This is a genomic window from Enterobacter cloacae complex sp. ECL411 (assembly GCF_021869665.1).
GTDB classification, from domain to species: domain Bacteria; phylum Pseudomonadota; class Gammaproteobacteria; order Enterobacterales; family Enterobacteriaceae; genus Enterobacter; species Enterobacter intestinihominis.
Map to the genome: position 1 here is coordinate 3768269 of NZ_CP091486.1, position 17491 is coordinate 3785759.

Annotated in this window: 14 protein-coding genes; 5 read left to right on the top strand and 9 right to left on the bottom strand. The window is 56.1% G+C overall.

The window, feature by feature from the left end:
* Nucleotides 1-73 precede the first annotated feature (73 nt).
* Nucleotides 74-2320 (bottom strand): phosphoenolpyruvate--protein phosphotransferase, encoded by a 2247-nt coding sequence (gene ptsP / locus L3069_RS18025; protein WP_023306854.1) that lies wholly within the window; start codon nucleotides 2318-2320, stop codon nucleotides 74-76.
* Between the two features lie 12 nt (nucleotides 2321-2332).
* A complete protein-coding gene (gene rppH / locus L3069_RS18030; protein WP_032622373.1) occupies nucleotides 2333-2863 on the bottom strand; it encodes an RNA pyrophosphohydrolase in 531 nt (176 codons plus the stop codon).
* A gap of 684 nt (nucleotides 2864-3547) precedes the next feature.
* Between rppH and mutH the strand changes: the two genes are divergently transcribed.
* From mutH to L3069_RS18045, 3 genes are all read left to right on the top strand, one after another.
* Complete coding sequence (mutH, locus tag L3069_RS18035; protein ID WP_022649239.1) at nucleotides 3548-4240, top strand: DNA mismatch repair endonuclease MutH; 693 nt, start codon at nucleotides 3548-3550, stop codon at nucleotides 4238-4240.
* A gap of 128 nt (nucleotides 4241-4368) precedes the next feature.
* Nucleotides 4369-4587 carry a YgdI/YgdR family lipoprotein gene (locus tag L3069_RS18040; RefSeq protein ID WP_003862794.1) on the top strand — a complete coding sequence of 73 codons (219 nt, stop codon included), beginning with the start codon at nucleotides 4369-4371 and terminating at the stop codon, nucleotides 4585-4587.
* Nucleotides 4588-4719: 132 nt separating this feature from the next.
* On the top strand, nucleotides 4720-5760 hold the full coding sequence (locus L3069_RS18045) for an NADP(H)-dependent aldo-keto reductase (RefSeq protein ID WP_015571754.1): 1041 nt from the start codon (nucleotides 4720-4722) through the stop codon (nucleotides 5758-5760).
* A gap of 105 nt (nucleotides 5761-5865) precedes the next feature.
* Here the strand turns inward: L3069_RS18045 and lplT are convergent, their stop codons facing one another.
* Nucleotides 5866-7059, bottom strand: a complete 1194-nt coding sequence (lplT, locus tag L3069_RS18050; RefSeq protein WP_022649240.1) for a lysophospholipid transporter LplT — start codon at nucleotides 7057-7059, stop codon at nucleotides 5866-5868.
* Nucleotides 7052-9211 carry a bifunctional acyl-ACP--phospholipid O-acyltransferase/long-chain-fatty-acid--ACP ligase gene (aas, locus tag L3069_RS18055; protein WP_063135799.1) on the bottom strand — a complete coding sequence of 720 codons (2160 nt, stop codon included), beginning with the start codon at nucleotides 9209-9211 and terminating at the stop codon, nucleotides 7052-7054. Before aas ends, lplT begins: the two co-directional genes overlap by 8 nt.
* 617 nt (nucleotides 9212-9828) lie before the next feature.
* On the opposite strand from aas, the gene galR reads away from it, so the two are divergent.
* A complete protein-coding gene (gene galR, locus L3069_RS18060) occupies nucleotides 9829-10851 on the top strand; it encodes an HTH-type transcriptional regulator GalR (protein WP_003862806.1) in 1023 nt (340 codons plus the stop codon).
* On the opposite strand, the gene L3069_RS18065 is transcribed toward galR, so the two are convergent.
* The 4 genes from L3069_RS18065 to L3069_RS18080 form a co-directional block, all read right to left on the bottom strand.
* On the bottom strand, nucleotides 10806-11282 hold the full coding sequence (locus L3069_RS18065; RefSeq protein WP_038416627.1) for a GNAT family N-acetyltransferase: 477 nt from the start codon (nucleotides 11280-11282) through the stop codon (nucleotides 10806-10808). The two genes, galR and L3069_RS18065, sit on opposite strands and share 46 nt — an antisense overlap.
* A complete protein-coding gene (locus L3069_RS18070; RefSeq protein ID WP_038416628.1) occupies nucleotides 11279-12052 on the bottom strand; it encodes a GntR family transcriptional regulator in 774 nt (257 codons plus the stop codon). The genes L3069_RS18065 and L3069_RS18070 overlap by 4 nt, the downstream gene beginning before the upstream one ends.
* 78 nt (nucleotides 12053-12130) lie before the next feature.
* On the bottom strand, nucleotides 12131-13558 hold the full coding sequence (locus tag L3069_RS18075) for a glycoside hydrolase family 1 protein (RefSeq protein ID WP_038416629.1): 1428 nt from the start codon (nucleotides 13556-13558) through the stop codon (nucleotides 12131-12133).
* A gap of 7 nt (nucleotides 13559-13565) precedes the next feature.
* The gene (locus L3069_RS18080; protein WP_003862812.1) at nucleotides 13566-14891 is read right to left on the bottom strand and encodes a PTS sugar transporter subunit IIC; all 1326 of its coding nucleotides are present in this window, start codon (nucleotides 14889-14891) and stop codon (nucleotides 13566-13568) included.
* 299 nt (nucleotides 14892-15190) lie between these two features.
* Between L3069_RS18080 and L3069_RS18085 the strand changes: the two genes are divergently transcribed.
* Complete coding sequence (locus L3069_RS18085) at nucleotides 15191-16228, top strand: LacI family DNA-binding transcriptional regulator (RefSeq protein WP_022649245.1); 1038 nt, start codon at nucleotides 15191-15193, stop codon at nucleotides 16226-16228.
* Here the strand turns inward: L3069_RS18085 and lysA are convergent.
* Nucleotides 16198-17460 carry a diaminopimelate decarboxylase gene (lysA, locus tag L3069_RS18090; RefSeq protein ID WP_017692727.1) on the bottom strand — a complete coding sequence of 421 codons (1263 nt, stop codon included), beginning with the start codon at nucleotides 17458-17460 and terminating at the stop codon, nucleotides 16198-16200. The genes L3069_RS18085 and lysA overlap by 31 nt on opposite strands.
* Nucleotides 17461-17491 lie beyond the last annotated feature (31 nt).

The following is a 17491-nucleotide window of genomic DNA, read 5'->3' on the forward strand; positions in this document are numbered from 1 at the left end:
GCTGTTCCCCCTCACCCCATTCCTCTTCCTCAAGGGAGAGGGGGTCGTCCGAGCAGTCATTATTTTGTGGGGATCAGCGGCCGCCGCGGATCAAACCGCCCATGCCGCGTCGCTCCATAAACGCCGCCACCTGATGGCGCACTTCGGCTGCCAGCTGTGCTTCCAGGCTACGCGCGGCCAGCTCATGCGCCTCATCTTGTTCGATGTGACGTAACAGGTATTTCACGCGCGCAACGGAACGTCCGTTCATTGACAGGTGACGGAAACCGAGGCCAATCAGGATCGCCACGCACATCGGATCGCCGGCCATTTCACCGCACAGGCGCAGGTCGATATTATGCTGCTCGGCTTCGCGGGCGATCATCGCCAGGGCACGAAGCATCGCCGGATGCAGGCTGTCGTAGATACTGGCCACGCGGGTATTGTTGCGATCGACCGCCAGAATGTATTGCGTTAAGTCGTTGGTGCCAACGGAGATAAAATCAACGCGGGTTGCCAGCTGCGGTAACATAAAGACCATCGAAGGCACTTCCAGCATCACGCCAATACGGGGTTTAGGGATCGCGTAGCCGATCATCTCTTCCACTTCGCGCCCTGCACGTTCAATCAACCGCCGCGCTTCGTCGATCTCGTCAATACTGGTGACCATCGGCAGCAAAATGCTGAGATTCCCCGTGGCCGCGTTGGCACGCAGCATCGCACGAACCTGGATAAGGAAAATTTCCGGCTGATCGAGGGTAATGCGGATCCCACGCCAGCCGAGGCAGGGATTCTCTTCACTGATGGGCATATAGGGCAGTTGCTTATCCGCGCCGACGTCGAGGGTGCGCAACGTGACGGGTTTGTCGTTAAACATCTGCAACATGCCCTGATACTGCGCAACCTGCTCCTCTTCTGACGGGAAGCCGCTTTGCAGCATGAACGGTATTTCGGTGCGGTAGAGACCAATGCCATCGATGCGGCTGCCGAGCTTCTCTTCATGCTCGGGGCTTAATCCCGCGTTGAGCATCACCTTTACCCGCTCACCGCTCTTGAGCTGTGCGGGCAGGTTGACGTCATCTTCCGCCAGCTTGCTTAATTCATTCTCTTCGCTGATAAGACGCTGGTACTCCTGAAGAAGAACCGGCTCAGGATCCACCAGCAACTCACCGCGATATCCGTCCACCACCAGCGTGCGGCGATGCAGTACGGAGGGCTGAATATCCGCCCCCATCACGGTCGGAATACCGAGCGCACGCACCATAATGGCGGCATGAGAGTTAGCTGCGCCATCGCGCACCACCACGCCCGCCAGCCTGTCCTGCGGTAATTCCGCCAGCGTCGTCGCCGAGAGTTCATCGGCCACCAGCACAAACCGGTTCGGCCAGGCATTCGCCCCCTGAATAGTATCATCGAGGTGGAACAGCAGACGTTGCCCAAGCGCGCGTAAATCGCCGGCGCGCTCTTTCAGATAGCCGTCAGTCAGTACCGCAAACTGCTCGGCAAATTTTTCAATGACCTTTTTAACCGCCCACTCTGCCACCGACCCCTTATCGACCTCGGCAAATAACTCACGACGCAAACGCGCATCGGAAAGCAGGTGTGAGTAGAGATCGAAAATGGCCGCCGTCTCTTTTTGCGCGCCAGCGGCAAAGCGTTTGCTGTAGCGACGAAACTCATTCGCCGCCTCTTCCAGCGCAGCGGTGAGCCGTTCGCGCTCAAGCGCCTCATCCAGCGTAGAGGCTTCGTAGACCTGCTCCATCAGCGGGAGCGTGGCATCCATCCAGCCTTCGGCTATAGCGACCCCCGGCGAGGCCGGAAGCGCGCGAATACGCGTATGACGATACTGACCAAAAAGAGCTGTCAGTTGGGACTGAGAGAGGATCGCCGCCATCTGCGTTGCCAGCGTGACGAGGAAGGACTCCTCGCTTTCATCGTACTGGCGCAGCTCGCGCTGCTGAACAACAAGCACGCCAAGCAGCTGGCGGCGCTGAATAATCGGTACGCCAAGAAACGCGCGGAAACGCTCTTCTTTGACGGAAGGGATATATTTGAAGCTGGGGTGTTTTTGCGCATCGGCAAGGTTGATTGGCTCCGCCAGTCGCCCGACCAGGCCAACAATACCTTCATCAAACGCGAGCGTGACGGTACGTCCCCGTGGTTTTTTTAATCCGCGGGTTGCCATAAGGTAGTAGCAACGTCGGTCATGGTCGGCCAGGTAGACCGAACAGACCTCGGTTTCCATCGCAAGACAGATGTCCGTCACCAGAATATTCAGCGCCTCGTTGAGGCGAGGCGCACTGGCGACCTTTTCAACTATTTCTCGCAAGCGGGTGAGCATGATTTGCGTAGCTTAACCTCTTTTACGTCGCCAGGCAGGTGCGCTCTGTGGCTTCGGAGTCGTCTCCTGAAGCTGCATCACGACACTTGCGAACTCTTTCATCACCCTACGGTATACATCGCGCTTGAATGACACGACCTGACGAACCGGATACCAGTAGCTTACCCAGCGCCAGCCATCAAACTCTGGCGTGCTGCTGGTTTGCATATTGATATCTGAATCGTTGCCCACCAACTGCAAAAGAAACCACTTCTGTTTCTGGCCGATACAAACCGGCTTTGTGTCCCAACGCACCAAACGTTTCGGTAACTTGTAACGCAACCAGTTGCGGGTCGAAGCCAGGATGCGAACATCTTTTCGGCTTAAACCAACCTCTTCAAACAGCTCCCGGTACATCGCTTGTTCTGGGGACTCTCCAGGATTGATCCCGCCTTGCGGGAACTGCCAGGAGTGCTGACCATATCGCCGGGCCCACATCACCTGGCCCTGACGATTACAAATTACTATTCCTACGTTTGGGCGGTAGCCATCGTCATCAATCACCGGACTACCCCAAACTAAATCTGATATATGAATGATTGTTTCACACTACAGGGAGGCGGTAAACCACTCTCTTACAGGCCTGCAACCTAATAACATTTGAATAACTCACAATTTTGTGAGGAGTTATAAACAGATGAGGGCGACTGAGACCATTTTTATTCACCTTTTCTGTGGATATAGTTGTGAAGAAGTATGGAATTACCGATGAAAAACCTTGTGGCCCGGCGAATAGGCAATTTTCATCACTTAAAATAAATCATTTAAATTCATACAGTTAAATGTAAATTTAGGGTATCAAAGGCGATTAACGTGACGATCGTCACATCAAAGACCTTCCTGGTGATGAAAGATCGAACAGCGTCGGTTTTATCCACAGATTGTGCCAATAAGTTAGGCACAATTTGTGTGAAAATTCGATTTTCATCGCACGTCAAGGCTGTAAATTGAAACAGTAGTGGCGGTTATTCGCAGTTATCCCATTTTTCTGTGGATAACATGGTGTAAGATCCTGTTTATTGTCAGTGACCAGAATTGCACAACCTGTTTTTTAGCCATGGCGCGACGGGATGCATTCCTAAAAAACATAATATAAATCATCCACATGGAATATATACTCAGAAAAAAGTAAACTCTATCCACAAGGGATAAAATATCAGTTCATTTTTTAACCAAAAGGTTGTCAGCATGCATTCTCTCGCCCCACTGCTCTCTCCTCCCGTCAGTGAAGCCCAGTTGCTCCAGCAGGCACAACGTCTGGCAGGCTATGCACTGGGCGAGCTGGCCGTGATGGCGGGGTTGACGATACCCAACGATCTGAAGCGCGATAAAGGCTGGATCGGCGTGTTGCTTGAACGTTGGCTGGGCGCAAGCGCGGGCAGTAAACCCGAGCAAGATTTTGCGGCGCTGGGGGTGGAACTGAAGACGATCCCCATTGATAGCCTGGGGCGGCCACTGGAAACTACCTTTGTCTGCGTTGCGCCGCTAACGGGTAATAGCGGAGTGACATGGGAAACCAGCCACGTCAGGCATAAGCTGAAGCGGGTGTTGTGGGTACCCGTTGAGGGTGACAGGCAGATCCCGCTGGCAGAGCGTCGCGTTGGCGCCCCGCTGCTCTGGAGCCCGGATGAAGAAGAAGAGAGACAGCTTTCCCAGGACTGGGAAGAGCTGATGGACATGATTGTGCTGGGACAGGTTGAGCAGATCACCGCCCGGCATGGCGAAGTGCTGCAACTCCGTCCCAAAGCCGCCAACAGCAAAGCGCTCACTGAAGCGGTAGGTGCACAGGGCGAACCGATCCTGACGCTGCCGCGCGGCTTCTATCTTAAAAAGAATTTCACCGGTGCACTGCTGGCACGACACTTCCTGTTGAAAACATAGTTTTTTACCAATTTTGCGCTCCGGCTAACATAATCTCCTCCTTTTTAAGATTTCCCCCCTTTCACCTGTCGTAATATCAGGTTATTACTACACTATGATTTGATACGAGCCAGGTGAGGATGAGAACGATGAAAAAATGGGCAGTAATTATCTCAGCAGTCGGTTTAGCGTTTGCGGTATCGGGTTGTAGCAGCGACTATGTCATGTCAACGAAAGATGGTCGTATGATCCTGACCGATGGCAAACCCGAAGTCGACGACGATACCGGTCTGGTGAGTTACCGCGATCGCGAAGGCAATCAAATGCAAATTAATCGCGACGAAGTCTCCCAGATCATCGAGCGTTAAACAGATAAAGGTCAGTAGCTTGCTGGCCTTTTTGATTTTTTCCTTCCCCTTTTGCCTTCCCTCTGCCATGTTTATATTCCTTTGTCGGGAGGTTCCTGACGCGGTCTGTATGTCTAAAAAAGGAAACCGGCTATGCATTATCACCGTATCCCCCATAGCGCTCTGGAGATCAGCCAGCTGGGGTTAGGCACCATGACATTTGGTGAACAAAACAGCGAAGCCGATGCCCATGCACAACTCGATTACGCCGTCAGCCAGGGCATTAACCTGATTGACGTGGCGGAGATGTACCCAGTTCCTCCCCGCCCGGAAACTCAAGGTCTTACCGAAACGTATGTCGGCAACTGGCTGGCGAAACGCGGCAATCGCGAAAAGCTGGTCATCGCTTCTAAGGTTAGCGGCCCTTCCCGTAATAACGATGCCGGGATCCGCCCTAACCAGATCCTCGATCGCAAGAATATCCGTGCTGCGCTGGATGCCAGCCTCAAGCGCCTGCAAACCGACTATCTCGATCTTTATCAGGTGCACTGGCCGCAGCGTCCGACGAACTGCTTCGGTAAGCTTGGCTACACCTGGAACGAGAGTGCTCCGGCCGTCACCCTGCTGGAAACACTGGAGGCGCTTACGGAATGCCAGCGCGCGGGTAAGATCCGCTACATCGGCGTTTCCAACGAGACGGCGTTTGGCGTAATGCGCTATCTGCATCTGGCCGATAAACACGACCTGCCGCGGATCGTGACCATCCAGAACCCGTACAGCCTGCTGAACCGCAGTTATGAAGTGGGTCTCGCGGAAGTGACGCAGTACGAAGAGGTGGAGCTGCTCGCCTACTCTTGCCTGGGCTTCGGAACCCTGACGGGCAAATACCTGAACGGCGCGAAACCGGCTGGCGCGCGTAACACGCTTTTCAGCCGCTTCACCCGCTATAGCGGCGAGCAGACGCAAAAAGCCGTGGCGGCCTATGTGGATATCGCGAAGCGTCACGGACTCGATCCGGCGCAGATGGCGCTGGCCTTCGTGCGTCGTCAGCCGTTTGTGGCAAGTACCCTGCTCGGCGCAACGACAATGGATCAGTTAAAAACCAATATTGAGAGTTTCCACCTGAACCTGAGTGAAGAGGTCTTAGCGGAGATTGAAGCGGTGCATCAGGTTTATACTTACCCGGCACCTTAAGTTGACGATTTGCCCGGTGGCGGCGTTGCCTTACCGGGCCTACAAAATCCGCCAACATCACGAAACGTAGGCCGGGTCAGGCGGAGCCGCCACCCGGCAAAGATATCACCGCCGACGCTGCCAGACCCACAGCCCGGTAATCGCCAGCGCAAACAGTGCGCCAAACCCCACCCCGATTGCCACAACCGGCGCACCTGCTTTTACCGCCAGCGAGTAAATCCCCAGCATCAGCAGCATCGCCATGTTTTCGCCAAGGTTTTGCACCGCAATGGCGTTGCCAGCCCCGACGGTCTGCTTGCCGCGCTCCTGCAAAAGCGCGTTGAGCGGCACCACAAAGAAACCGCCTAATACGCCGATCAGTAACAACAGGGCATAGGCTGGCAATATGGCATGTTGCAGGGAGAAGAACAGAACGCCGACGCCGATCAGGATCCCTGCAGGCATGCAGCGCGCAACGGTTTCGAGCGTCACCAGTTTTGCCGCAGCTCCGGCCCCGACCACAATCCCGACGGCAACCATGGCATTCAGGTAGGTCGGCGTGGCGTTGTCTGTTATACCCAGCGCCACCGGCACCCACAGCACCAGCAGGAAACGCAGCGTAACGCCAGCCCCCCAGAACATGCTGGTGCCCATCAGCGAGAAGCGTGTTTCACCGTTACGCCACAGTACGCGGCAGGCGTTGAAGAAGCTGCCGGTCATTGGCCCGAAGCGCCAGGATTGTCCCGGACGCGCCACGGCCAGTTTGGGGATAAACAGGTTGGCGATCACCGCGCCACCGTACATCAGGGCACAGATGCCAAGCGCGGCGAGCACGTGCCAGTCTGCCAGCACGCCGCCCGCCACCGACCCCAGGAGAATAGCCGCAATGGTGGAGGACTCCATCAGGCCGTTGGCCTTCACCAGCTTATCGCCGGTGGTGAGCTCACCCAGAATGCCGTACTTCGCCGGGGAGTAAGCTGCCGCGCCAATGCCTACCAGCGTGTAGCCAACAAACGGGTTGATACCAAAGCAGATGCTTGCCGCGCCCAGAAGCTTAAGACTGTTTGCAAACATCATGACCCGACCTTTCGGGAAGCTGTCTGCCACCTGGCCAACAAACGGCGCAAATACAATGTAAGCACCCACAAACACCATCTGTAGGATCGGCTGGCTCCAGTCGGGATAAAACTCAGCTTTCAGCAACGCCAGCGTAGCAAACAGTAACGCGTTATCGCCGAACGCGGAAAGAAACTGGGCGGCGATAACCGCCATCATGCCTTTCGACCAGATTGAAGTGTTAGTGTGTACTGACTCACGCATTATGCTGTTCCGCCTCTTCAACCATGCCCTTCAGGGTCACAAAATCGGGTTTACCGCTGCCCAGCACCGGTAACTGTTTGAGGTAACGAATATCGCGGGGGACCGCCAGCTCGGGGATACCATGTTCGCGCGCATACCTGAGAAGCGCATCACGCTTCAGTTCACCGTCAGTAGTAAAGAGCACCAGCGCCTCACCTTTACTGGCATCACTTTTCACCACGGTCGCATGCATTTTCTCCGCCGAGACTGCGGTCGCCAGCGTCTCGACCATTTCAAGAGAGACCATTTCCCCGGCGATCTTGGCGAAGCGTTTTGCACGTCCCTGGATCTGCACGAAGCCCTGATTGTCGAAGCGCACGATATCGCCCGTGTCGTACCAGCCCGTTTCAACCTCGCCATTGACGTTCTCGGCCGTCGGCGCCTCAAGCACGCCCGGGTTTTCCACACGCAGATAGCCGTTCATGACGTTCGGCCCTTTCAGCTGAAGACGTCCGCCGTCTTCAATACCCGGTACCGCCAGCAGACGCGCGTCCAGCCCCGGCAGAATGCGGCCAACCGTTCCCGGTTTTGCCGCCATCGGAACGTTGATGGAGACCACCGGCGCGCACTCCGTCACGCCATAGCCTTCCAGAATCCGCAGGCCAAACTTGTCCTGCCAGATCTGGCGCGTACTGTCCTGGAGTTTTTCCGCCCCCGCCACCACGTAGCGCACGCGGAAGAAATCATACGGGTTGGCGAAGCGCGCGTAGTTTCCGAGGAAGGTGGACGTCCCGAACAGCACCGTGCAGTTACGATCATAAACCAGCTCCGGCACAATGCGGTAGTGCAGCGGGCTTGGGTAGAGGAACACCTCGGCACCGGTCAGCAGCGGCGTAAAGAGACCCACGGTCAAACCAAATGAGTGGAACAGCGGCAGCGCCGACATAAAGCGATCGTTGGCGGTAAAGTCAGCGATGGTTTTAATCTGTTCGACGTTTGCCAGAATGCTTTTGTGGCTATGAACCACACCTTTCGGGTTGCCTTCAGAGCCGGAGGTAAAGAGGATAATGGCATCATCCTCCGGCTGCTGCTTAACCTGCGCCAGACGCGGCATCAGCAGGTGCGCGAAAATCCACAGCTTGTCGGCGGTCGTGACGTCTGCTTTCAGATCTTCCAGGAACACCCAGCGCACCTGCGTCAGCTGTTCCGGCAGGTGCCACAGCTTGCCTTTATCCAGGAACTGGCGGGAGGTAAAGATGGTGTTGATTTGTGCTGCGGTAATCGCGCTGGAGAGCCCTTTCACGCCCGCCGTGTAGTTCATCATCGCCGGAATGCGGCCCCGGGAGACGGCACCAAAGATCACCGCCGCGCTGATACCCGCGTTTGGCAGCATCAGGCCGATCTTTTCGCCCTGTTTGCTGTACTTTTCCAGGATACGCCCGACAAACAGCGTTTTGGTCAACAGCTTACGGTAGGTATCCGGCGTAAAGTTGATGTCTTCGATGCAGTTTTTTTTCGCACCGTAGCGATACTGCGCCGACAGCAACGATTCATACAGCGTTTCGCGCGGGCGAACGGCCATGCGCGCTTCCATCATAATCTGGTGCAGCATTTCCCCGGCGATTTTACGGCGGTCGCGCGCGCGCGGCGCCTCGGGCATCGGCAGTGACGTCGGCGGTAATATATGCAGCGTAATTTTCGGGAACAGACGCTGCTTCACCAGCCCTTTCAGACGGCTGAAAAAGGTCAGCTCAGCCCCGTCGATGCGTAGCGGCACGACGGTGGCCTGAGACTTCGCCGCGACAAAACCGGCGCCGTCGTAAATTTTCATCAGGGAGCCCGTCACTGAAATCCGCCCTTCCGGGAAGATAACCACAGGACGCCCCTGCCCAATCAGACGCACCAGATGTTTAATCATCATCGGTTTGGTTGGGTCGAGCGGGACAAAATCAATCAGCGGTTTGAGCCAGCGCATGTACCATTTTTCACTGATGGAGCTGTAAACCGCGAAGACGGGGCGCACGGGCAAAAACAGCGCCAGCAATACGCCATCAAGAAAAGAGACGTGATTCGGTGTGATAAGCACACGCTCGCCATAGAGTGCCTGCGTATCGCCAGTCACGCGGATGCGAAACAGGACACGAAACAGTGTGCGGAAGAACCCAAAAAGCATTTCAACTCCCTTTGCCAGCCAGTGTGAAAGGTATAAATGGTGGCAGATTACACGAGAAGTAGTGAGGGAGCGATAGCAAAAACAGAGGCGAAAAAAAACCTGCGCATCCGCGCAGGTTGGTGCAAGTGAAGAGTACGAAAACGTACCAGGAATTCTCACCAATCAATACCTCTGGGATCTTGATTGTGGCCTCCGGCGACAGGCTTCGCCAGCAGGAAAACGCAAGGGAATGAGCCGAAGTGCAACCAGGTGTGAATAATCTCTTTTGCTGTTACAGGTTGAACTTACAGGCAAAAAAAAACCTGCGTAAAACGCAGGTTGGTGTAAATCGTGTTAATCAACCGAAGTTGATTCCACCTATCAATACCTCTGGGATCTCGACTCTAGCAATTCACAACGCATCGTTGCCAACGGACAATCGCAACAGCCTGAGGCAAAGTGTAACTAAAGGTTCAGATTGACATTATTCAGACATGACTGGCCGTGTAACGATTACACCGCGAGGGATGTTCTGCTTCACGTTTGCAGAGGACGCTCACCCGCTCCCCTTGAATGCACGCCGCTTTTCCGCAACACTAGTTAGTGTGTAAACGCTTACCCCTATAAGAAGGTATTGAATGGCGACAATTAAGGATGTGGCTCGTCTGGCCGGTGTTTCCGTCGCGACCGTCTCCCGCGTGATCAACAACTCCCCTAAAGCGAGTGATGCATCACGCCAGGCCGTGCAGGACGCCATGGAAAACCTGAATTATCACCCTAACGCCAACGCACGCGCCCTTGCCCAACAGTCGACAGAAACCATCGGGCTGGTGGTCGGGGATGTATCCGATCCGTTTTTCGGTGCGATGGTCAAAGCCGTAGAACAAGTTTCTTATCACACCGGTAATTTCCTGCTGATTGGTAATGGCTACCACAATGAACAGAAAGAACGCCAGGCCATTGAGCAGTTGATCCGTCATCGCTGTGCGGCGCTGGTGGTCCATGCCAAAATGATCCCCGACGCCGAGCTGATCCATCTGATGAAACAGATGCCGGGGATGGTGATTATCAACCGTATTATTCCCGGATTTGAAACCCGCTGCGTGGCGCTCGACGACCGTTACGGCGCATGGCTCGCAACCCGTCACCTGATCCAGCAGGGCCATACCCGAATTGGTTATCTGTGCTCCAACCACCCAATTTCCGATGCGGAAGATCGCCTTCAGGGCTATTACGACGCGCTGCGCGAAGCCGGTCTGCCGTGCAACGATCGTCTTGTGGCGTACGGAGAACCGGATGAGAGTGGCGGCGAGCAGGCGATGACCGAGCTGCTGGGCCGCGGGCGGAATTTCACCGCCGTGGCCAGCTATAACGACTCCATGGCCGCCGGCGCAATGGGCGTGCTGAATGATAACGGAATCGACGTCCCGGCAGAAATTTCGCTGATTGGCTTTGATGATGTGCTGGTGTCGCGCTACGTGCGCCCTCGCCTGACCACCGTGCGCTACCCGATTGTGACCATGGCAACGCAGGCGGCAGAACTGGCGTTAGCGCTGGCCGAGCATCGCCCGCCACCGGAAATTACCCACCTGTTCAGCCCAACCTTAGTGCGCCGTCACTCGGTGGTATCGCCCGCGGAAGCCGTGAGCGAACAGCGATAGAGATGGACGGTTTTATCCGGGTATTCCAGGGCATCACCGATGTAGTGCCAGCCGTAACGTTCGTAGAAGTCGCGGCAGGCAGACCAGAGATGAAGCTCGTGATACCCGGCGCGTCGCGCGTAGCCGATAACATGCTGCTGAAGTTTTCCCGCCAGCCCGTTTCCCCGCGCGGCTTCATCGACATACAGCGCAGCCAGCCAGGGATGAAGATCCTGCCGGGAAATTAAATCGCAACGCCACAACCCAATGGTGCCCAGCAGCTGGTCATCCTCAACGGCAATAAAGGTGAGCGGTAACTCGCCTGGCGTCAGGCTGTGCTCGACAATGCTCTGGAAAAAGGCACGCGGCATACCTTCACCAAACGCGTTCCAGATCCAGTCGATCACCTGCTGTGTAAACTGCGGCGCAGCGTGAAGCGGCAGTATATTCACACCAGCTTCCCCTGGAAAAGAGGGACCGATTCGAAGAGATAGCCGTCAAAATCGGGCGCGTCTTCGTCTGACAGCTCGAGCAGGCTCTTTTTGACGTTTTCAAGATGCTGGAACATCGCCTGCCACGCCCCCATCACGTCGCGGCGGCGGAGCGCAGCGAGAATGGTTTGCCTGTCTCCGAGCCACTTCAGGCGCCAGGCGCGGCTGGCGATATGGCCATTGAACTGCTGCCACAGCGGACTGCTGTCCATGTGATGCCAGACGCTCTCAACCGTCGCCAGCAGCATCTGGTTTTGTGTGGCCCCAGCCAGCACCAGGTGGAACATTTTGTTGTTGTCCTGGCTGCGATCGTCGACGGCAATCGCCCGTTGCTCTTGCTCGATAATGCGGCGCAGGTTGTCGATGTCCGCCCGTGTCGCCATTTTTGCGGCAAAGGCAGCGATGTTGCTTTCAAGCAGTTGACGCGCCTGGAGAATTTCAAACGGCCCAACGTCACTGTTCAGAAAACGCTCTTCCTCGTTTTCATGCTCTTCCGGAATGCGCATCACGTACACGCCTGACCCCTGGCGAATATCCACCGTTCCCTGAAGCTCAAGCATCAGCAGCGCCTCGCGCACGATAGTGCGGCTGACGCCATACGTATCGGCGATGTTGCGCTCCGGCGGCAGACGCGATCCCACGGGATAATGCCCCTGGATAATCTGCGCCCGTAAATCCTCGCCAATCTCCTGGTACTGTTTTTTTTCCGGCAGGATGACAGCCTTATCCACGTTTTCACCTGTGTTTTTCAGTTAATGCGCGGGCCGGACGTCCTCCCGGCCAGTTTGTGCGCTATTTTACCAGAAGGCTTACTTCCATTCATCGTCTACCCTGAGCGTCAGCACACGCTCATCGCGCAGCTGGCGGAACCAGGACGCTGATTTCTTTGCCCGCCGTGCGCGTTGATTTTCAAGGTCGATCTCAATCAGCCCGTAGCGGTTTTTAAACGCGTTCATCGGGGAGACATTGTCGGTGAAGGCCCACAGCATATAACCGTGACAGTTCGCCCCCGCCTCCCGCGCCAGCAGCGTGTAGTAGAGATGTTCGCTGATAAACTCGATGCGGTACGTGTCGTCAATGACGCCGTCACGATTGCGATACTGCGCTTCGTTCTCCACGCCCATCCCGCTTTCCGCCACAAACCAGTCAATGTTGCGATAGTCGTTTTTAATCCGCATCGCCATGTCGTAAATAATGCGCGGAAAGATCTCCCAGCCGCGGGAGGTGTTCATACGCCGTCCGGGCAGCTCAAACGGCTCGTAGTAGTACGCCGGATGGAACGGCGTCTCCGGGTGCCAGGCGCGGGACGGGGCTTTGACGCGATGCGGGTAATAGAGGTTAATGCCCAGCTCATCGACGGTGTTGTCGGCAATCAGCGCCAGCTCGTCAGCCGTGTAGTCCCACTGCACCTGATGCTGCGCCAGCAGGGTAAAGAGCGCCTGCGGATAGCGCCCGTGCACCAGCGGGTCGAGAAAGACGCGGTTGTAGAACAGATCGTACATCTCTGCCGCTCGCACGTCATGCGGCGCGCGGGAGCGCGGATAGGTCACTTCCGGGTTAAGAATACAGCCCACCGTGCCGTCATACCCTTTCTCGCGAAACAGCTTCACCACTTTCGCCGTCGCCAGCACCTTATGGTGGTTCCACTGCATCCAGGTGCTGGTGCTCTGCTCATAGGGCCAGCGCAGCGCGTCAAGGTAGACGCGCGTCTGGACCACAATCGGTTCGTTGAAGGTAAACCAGCGGGTGACTTTGCCGTGAAAGCGCTCAAATACCTTTTCCGCATAGCGAACGAACAGCTCGACGACGTGCTTTGACGCCCAGCCGCCGTAGGTCTCCAGCAGCACGCCCGGCAATTCGTAGTGTTCCAGGCAGATCATCGGCTCAATGCCCTGACGGTGCATTTCATCGAACAGCGCGTCGTAATACGCGGCGTACTCTTCATCTACCGTCGCATTTTCATAGTCGGTTAAAAAGCGCGACCAGTTGATCGAGGTGCGATAGTGCGTCAGTCCCGCCTGCTTCATCAGCGCTACATCTTCGCGGAAGCGATTGATAAAGTCGGTTGCCACCGCCGGACCATAGCCGTTGTGCCAGACGTGACGATCGTTCATGTACCAGAGATCGATCCACGAATCCTGCCCCGGCTTTTTGCCGCTCCAGCCCTCGGTCTGCCAGGCCGATGCCGCCGCGCCCAGAATAAAATCTTGCGGTATGGCTATCTGTTTTGTGCTCATCGTATCCTCATGCGTTATCGGTGGCTTGTTGCAGTGCGGCCTGCTCTGCGCGGCGTGAAGCAATTTTCACAAACGGCAGATAGATAATCACCGCGGTCACGATGCAGATAAACTGGGTGATGACCGCCCCCATGGAGCCCGCCGTTGACAGCCAGGCGTTGATCAGCGGCGGCGTGGTCCAGGGCACCATTACCACGGCTTTCCCGGCAAATCCGGTCACGGTGGCAAAGTAGCCAATCGAGCCCGTCACCAGCGGCGTGATGATGAAGGGGATAGCCAGGATCGGGTTGAGCATGATTGGCATACCGAAGATCACCGGCTCATTGATATTAAAAATACCCGGCCCGATGGAGAGCTTGGCTATCTCCTTCATCTCTTTACGTTTGGTGGCAATCATGACGGCTATCAGCAGGCCGATGGTCAGGCCGGAGCCGCCGATGCTCATATAGACGTCCCAGAACGGCATGGTGATGATGTTTGGCACCTCTTTGCCCTGCTCGAACGCGCTCATGTTAACGGTGATTGCCCCCAGCAGCAGCGGCTCGCGGATCGGCTTGATCATCTGGTTGCCGTGAATACCAATCACCCAGAACAGCTGGGCGACAAACATCAGCAGAAGGATCCCCGGCAGGCTTTGCACCACGCGCTCCAGCGGCTGTTGCACCACCTGGTATACCGCGTCGTAGAGATACATGCCGGTAATCTGATGAAACACGAAGCCAAAGGTGGCGATGGCGGTGGTGGTGATAATGGCCGGGATCAGCGCAGAGAACGACGCGGCAACGTTCGGCGGCACCGTGTCCGGCATCCTGATTTTCAGCCCCTTGCGGTTTTCCAGCCAGCAGTAGATCTCCACCGACAGGATGGCGATAAACATACCGAGGAACAGGCTGCGGGTATCTGAGAACTGGCGCAGCAGCACATCTTTCACCACGTGCATCTCACCGTCCACCAGCATTTCCACCGTGGTCGGCGTCACGCAGATAAAGCAGATCACCGCCAGCAGGCCGGGGAACAGGGACTTAATGCCGTTAATACGCCCCAGCTCAATGCCGATTAAAAACACCGCGCCGATGTTGAGAAAGTTCAGCGTGGCGTAGTTGAGCGCGCTGGTGATCGGCTTTAAGGCCGCGAGAAACGACAGCGACTGAAAGCTCGCCAGACCGTTTTTCGGATCCAGCACCATATTGGAGATCAATACCGAGAACGCCCCCACTATGATGACTGGCATTAAGGTAATAAACGCAGACTTGATCGCCTGGATATAGCGATAGCTGTTGAAGGTAGTGGCAAAACTGCCCAGAGCGTCGATCAGTTTTTCCTGAAATGCCATAGGGTAATACCTCAGTAAAAGGGCTTTTATTGAATAAGGTGTACAGCCGGATACTATTGGTATGCCAAAAATAGCGTCCACAGGCGATTTGTTCTGTGATTAAGCTCCCAACGCCGTTAGAGGTATTCCAGATTATGATTTATCACCATTTTGGTATACCAATGACAGGCATTTATTCCGCGGGCGAGGATCGTTACTGAAAAGCGTGATCGTTATGGGGTTTTGTCCTTCCCACGTCGCTTATGCGCCGGATGGTCTGTGTTAAACTGCAAACCATTACGTGGAAACAGGAATTTCGAATGGCAACAATGCTGGATGTCTCACTGCGTGCGGGCGTGTCGAAGGCCACCGTTTCGCGCGTGCTGAACGGCACAGGTCAGGTTAAAGAGAGCACGCGCCAGCAGGTATTTCGCGCGATGGAGGAGCTGGGCTATCGTCCGAACTTTCTCGCGCGCTCGCTGGCTAACCAGACCAGCAACAGCATCGGTCTGGTCGTCTCGACGTTCGACGGTTTTTACTTTGGTCGTTTGCTACAGCAGGCGTCACGGCAGACCGAAACGCACGGTAAACAGCTGATTGTTACCGACGGTCACGATGCCCCTGAACAGGAAGAACTGGCGGTGCAGATGCTCGCCGACCGCAAGTGCGACGCCATCGTGCTGTACACGCGTTACATGAGCGAAAAGACGATCCTGAAGCTGATCAACAGCGTGCAGACGCCGCTGGTAATCATTAACCGCGAAGTGAGCCAGGCGGCGGATCGCTGCGTCTTCTTTGAACAGCAGGACGCAGCCTTCAAAGCGGTGGATTACCTGATAAGCCAGGGCCATCGGGAGATCGCCTGTATCACCGTCCCGATCCACACCCCAACGGGTAAAGCGCGGCTGATGGGCTACCGTAAGGCGCTGGAGAAGCACGGTATTCGTCTCGATGAGCGGCGGATTAAATACGGCGATGCAGGCATGACGCGGGGTTACGAGCTGTGCAAAGAGCTGATTGCGGAAAAGACATCGTTCAGCGCCCTGTTTGCCTGTAACGATGACATGGCCCTGGGCGCCTCCAAAGCATTACACCAGGCCGGGCTGAAGATCCCGCAGGATATTTCGCTGTTTGGTTTTGACGATGCCCCCAGCGCAAAGTGGCTGGAGCCTGCCCTGTCGTCGGTGTATTTGCCGATCGACAACATGATCGTGACGGCGATCGACCAGGCGATCCGGCTGGCAAAAAACCAGCCGGTTGAAGCGATCCCACCGTTCACCGGCACGCTGGTGTTACGCGATTCGGTGACAACAGGGCCCTGGTTTAATCAGACCAGCTCTAACGCCAGCAATTCCTGAATGGTCTGGCGACGGCGAATCAGCCGCGCCACGCCATTATCAAACAGCACTTCCGGCAGCAGCGGACGGCTATTGTAGTTCGAAGACATAGACGCCCCGTACGCACCGGTATCATGCAGCACCAGATAATCTCCCGGTTTTACCTCTGGCAGCGAACGGGTTTCGACTTTCCCGCCTTCCTGCTGAGTAAAGACGTCACCGGATTCACACAGCGGGCCGGCAACAACGGTCTCGATGCGCGGGGCGTTGACCAGATCGCGGCCATCGGCGGCAAGCGCGGTGATGTGATGATAGCTGCCGTACATGGACGGGCGCATCAGGTCGTTGAAGCCAGCATCAATCAGCACAAAGTGACGGCTTCCCATCTCCTTCACGCTCCGCACCTGCGCCACCAGCACGCCAGCTTCGGCGACCAGGAAACGACCCGGCTCAATCTCCAGCTTCACCGCATGGCCCAGATGAGCGGCGATGCTGTCACGCGCGGCGCTCCACAGGCCGTAATAGTGATCCGTGTCGATCGCCTCCTCCCCTTCGCGGTAAGGGATCGAAAGCCCTCCCCCGGCGGAGATCGCCTCCAGATCCTGACCAAAATCGATAACCTGACGCACCATCGCGCCACAGACCTGCTCAAGATGGCCATAATCCACGCCGGATCCGATATGCATGTGAATACCCACCAGCTTAAGGTTGTAACGTTGTAAAACCTCCAGCGCCGCAGGCATATCGGCATACCAAATCCCGTGCTTGCTGTTTTCGCCCCCGGTGTTGGTTTTCTGACTGTGACCGTGACCAAAGCCCGGGTTGATGCGCAGCCAGACGCGATGGCCCGGGGAAACCTGCCCAAGCTGTTCCAGCATATCCACCGAACCGGCATTCACCGGGATTTGCAGCTCGTGCACGCGCGCCAGCGTGGCGTCGTCTATCAGGTCAGCGGTGAAGACGATCGCGTCGCTATCGGCCTTTGGATCAAACCCGGCCGCCAGCGCACGTTCGATTTCACCCAGCGATACGGAGTCAACCTTCACGCCCTGCTCGCGCATCAGGCGCAGAATATGAATATTGGAGCAGGCCTTCTGCGCAAAACGCACCACGTCAAACTGATGCAGCGCGGCGATTTTCTCGCGAACAATCTGCGCATCGTAGACCCACACCGGACAGCCGAATTCGGCAGGCAGGCGCAGCAGGTTATCGGCGTTTAAATCGGTTTCGGTCTGGTTGAGCGGGCGTGGCATGGTCGTCTCCGGTATTCTGTTTTTTATCATT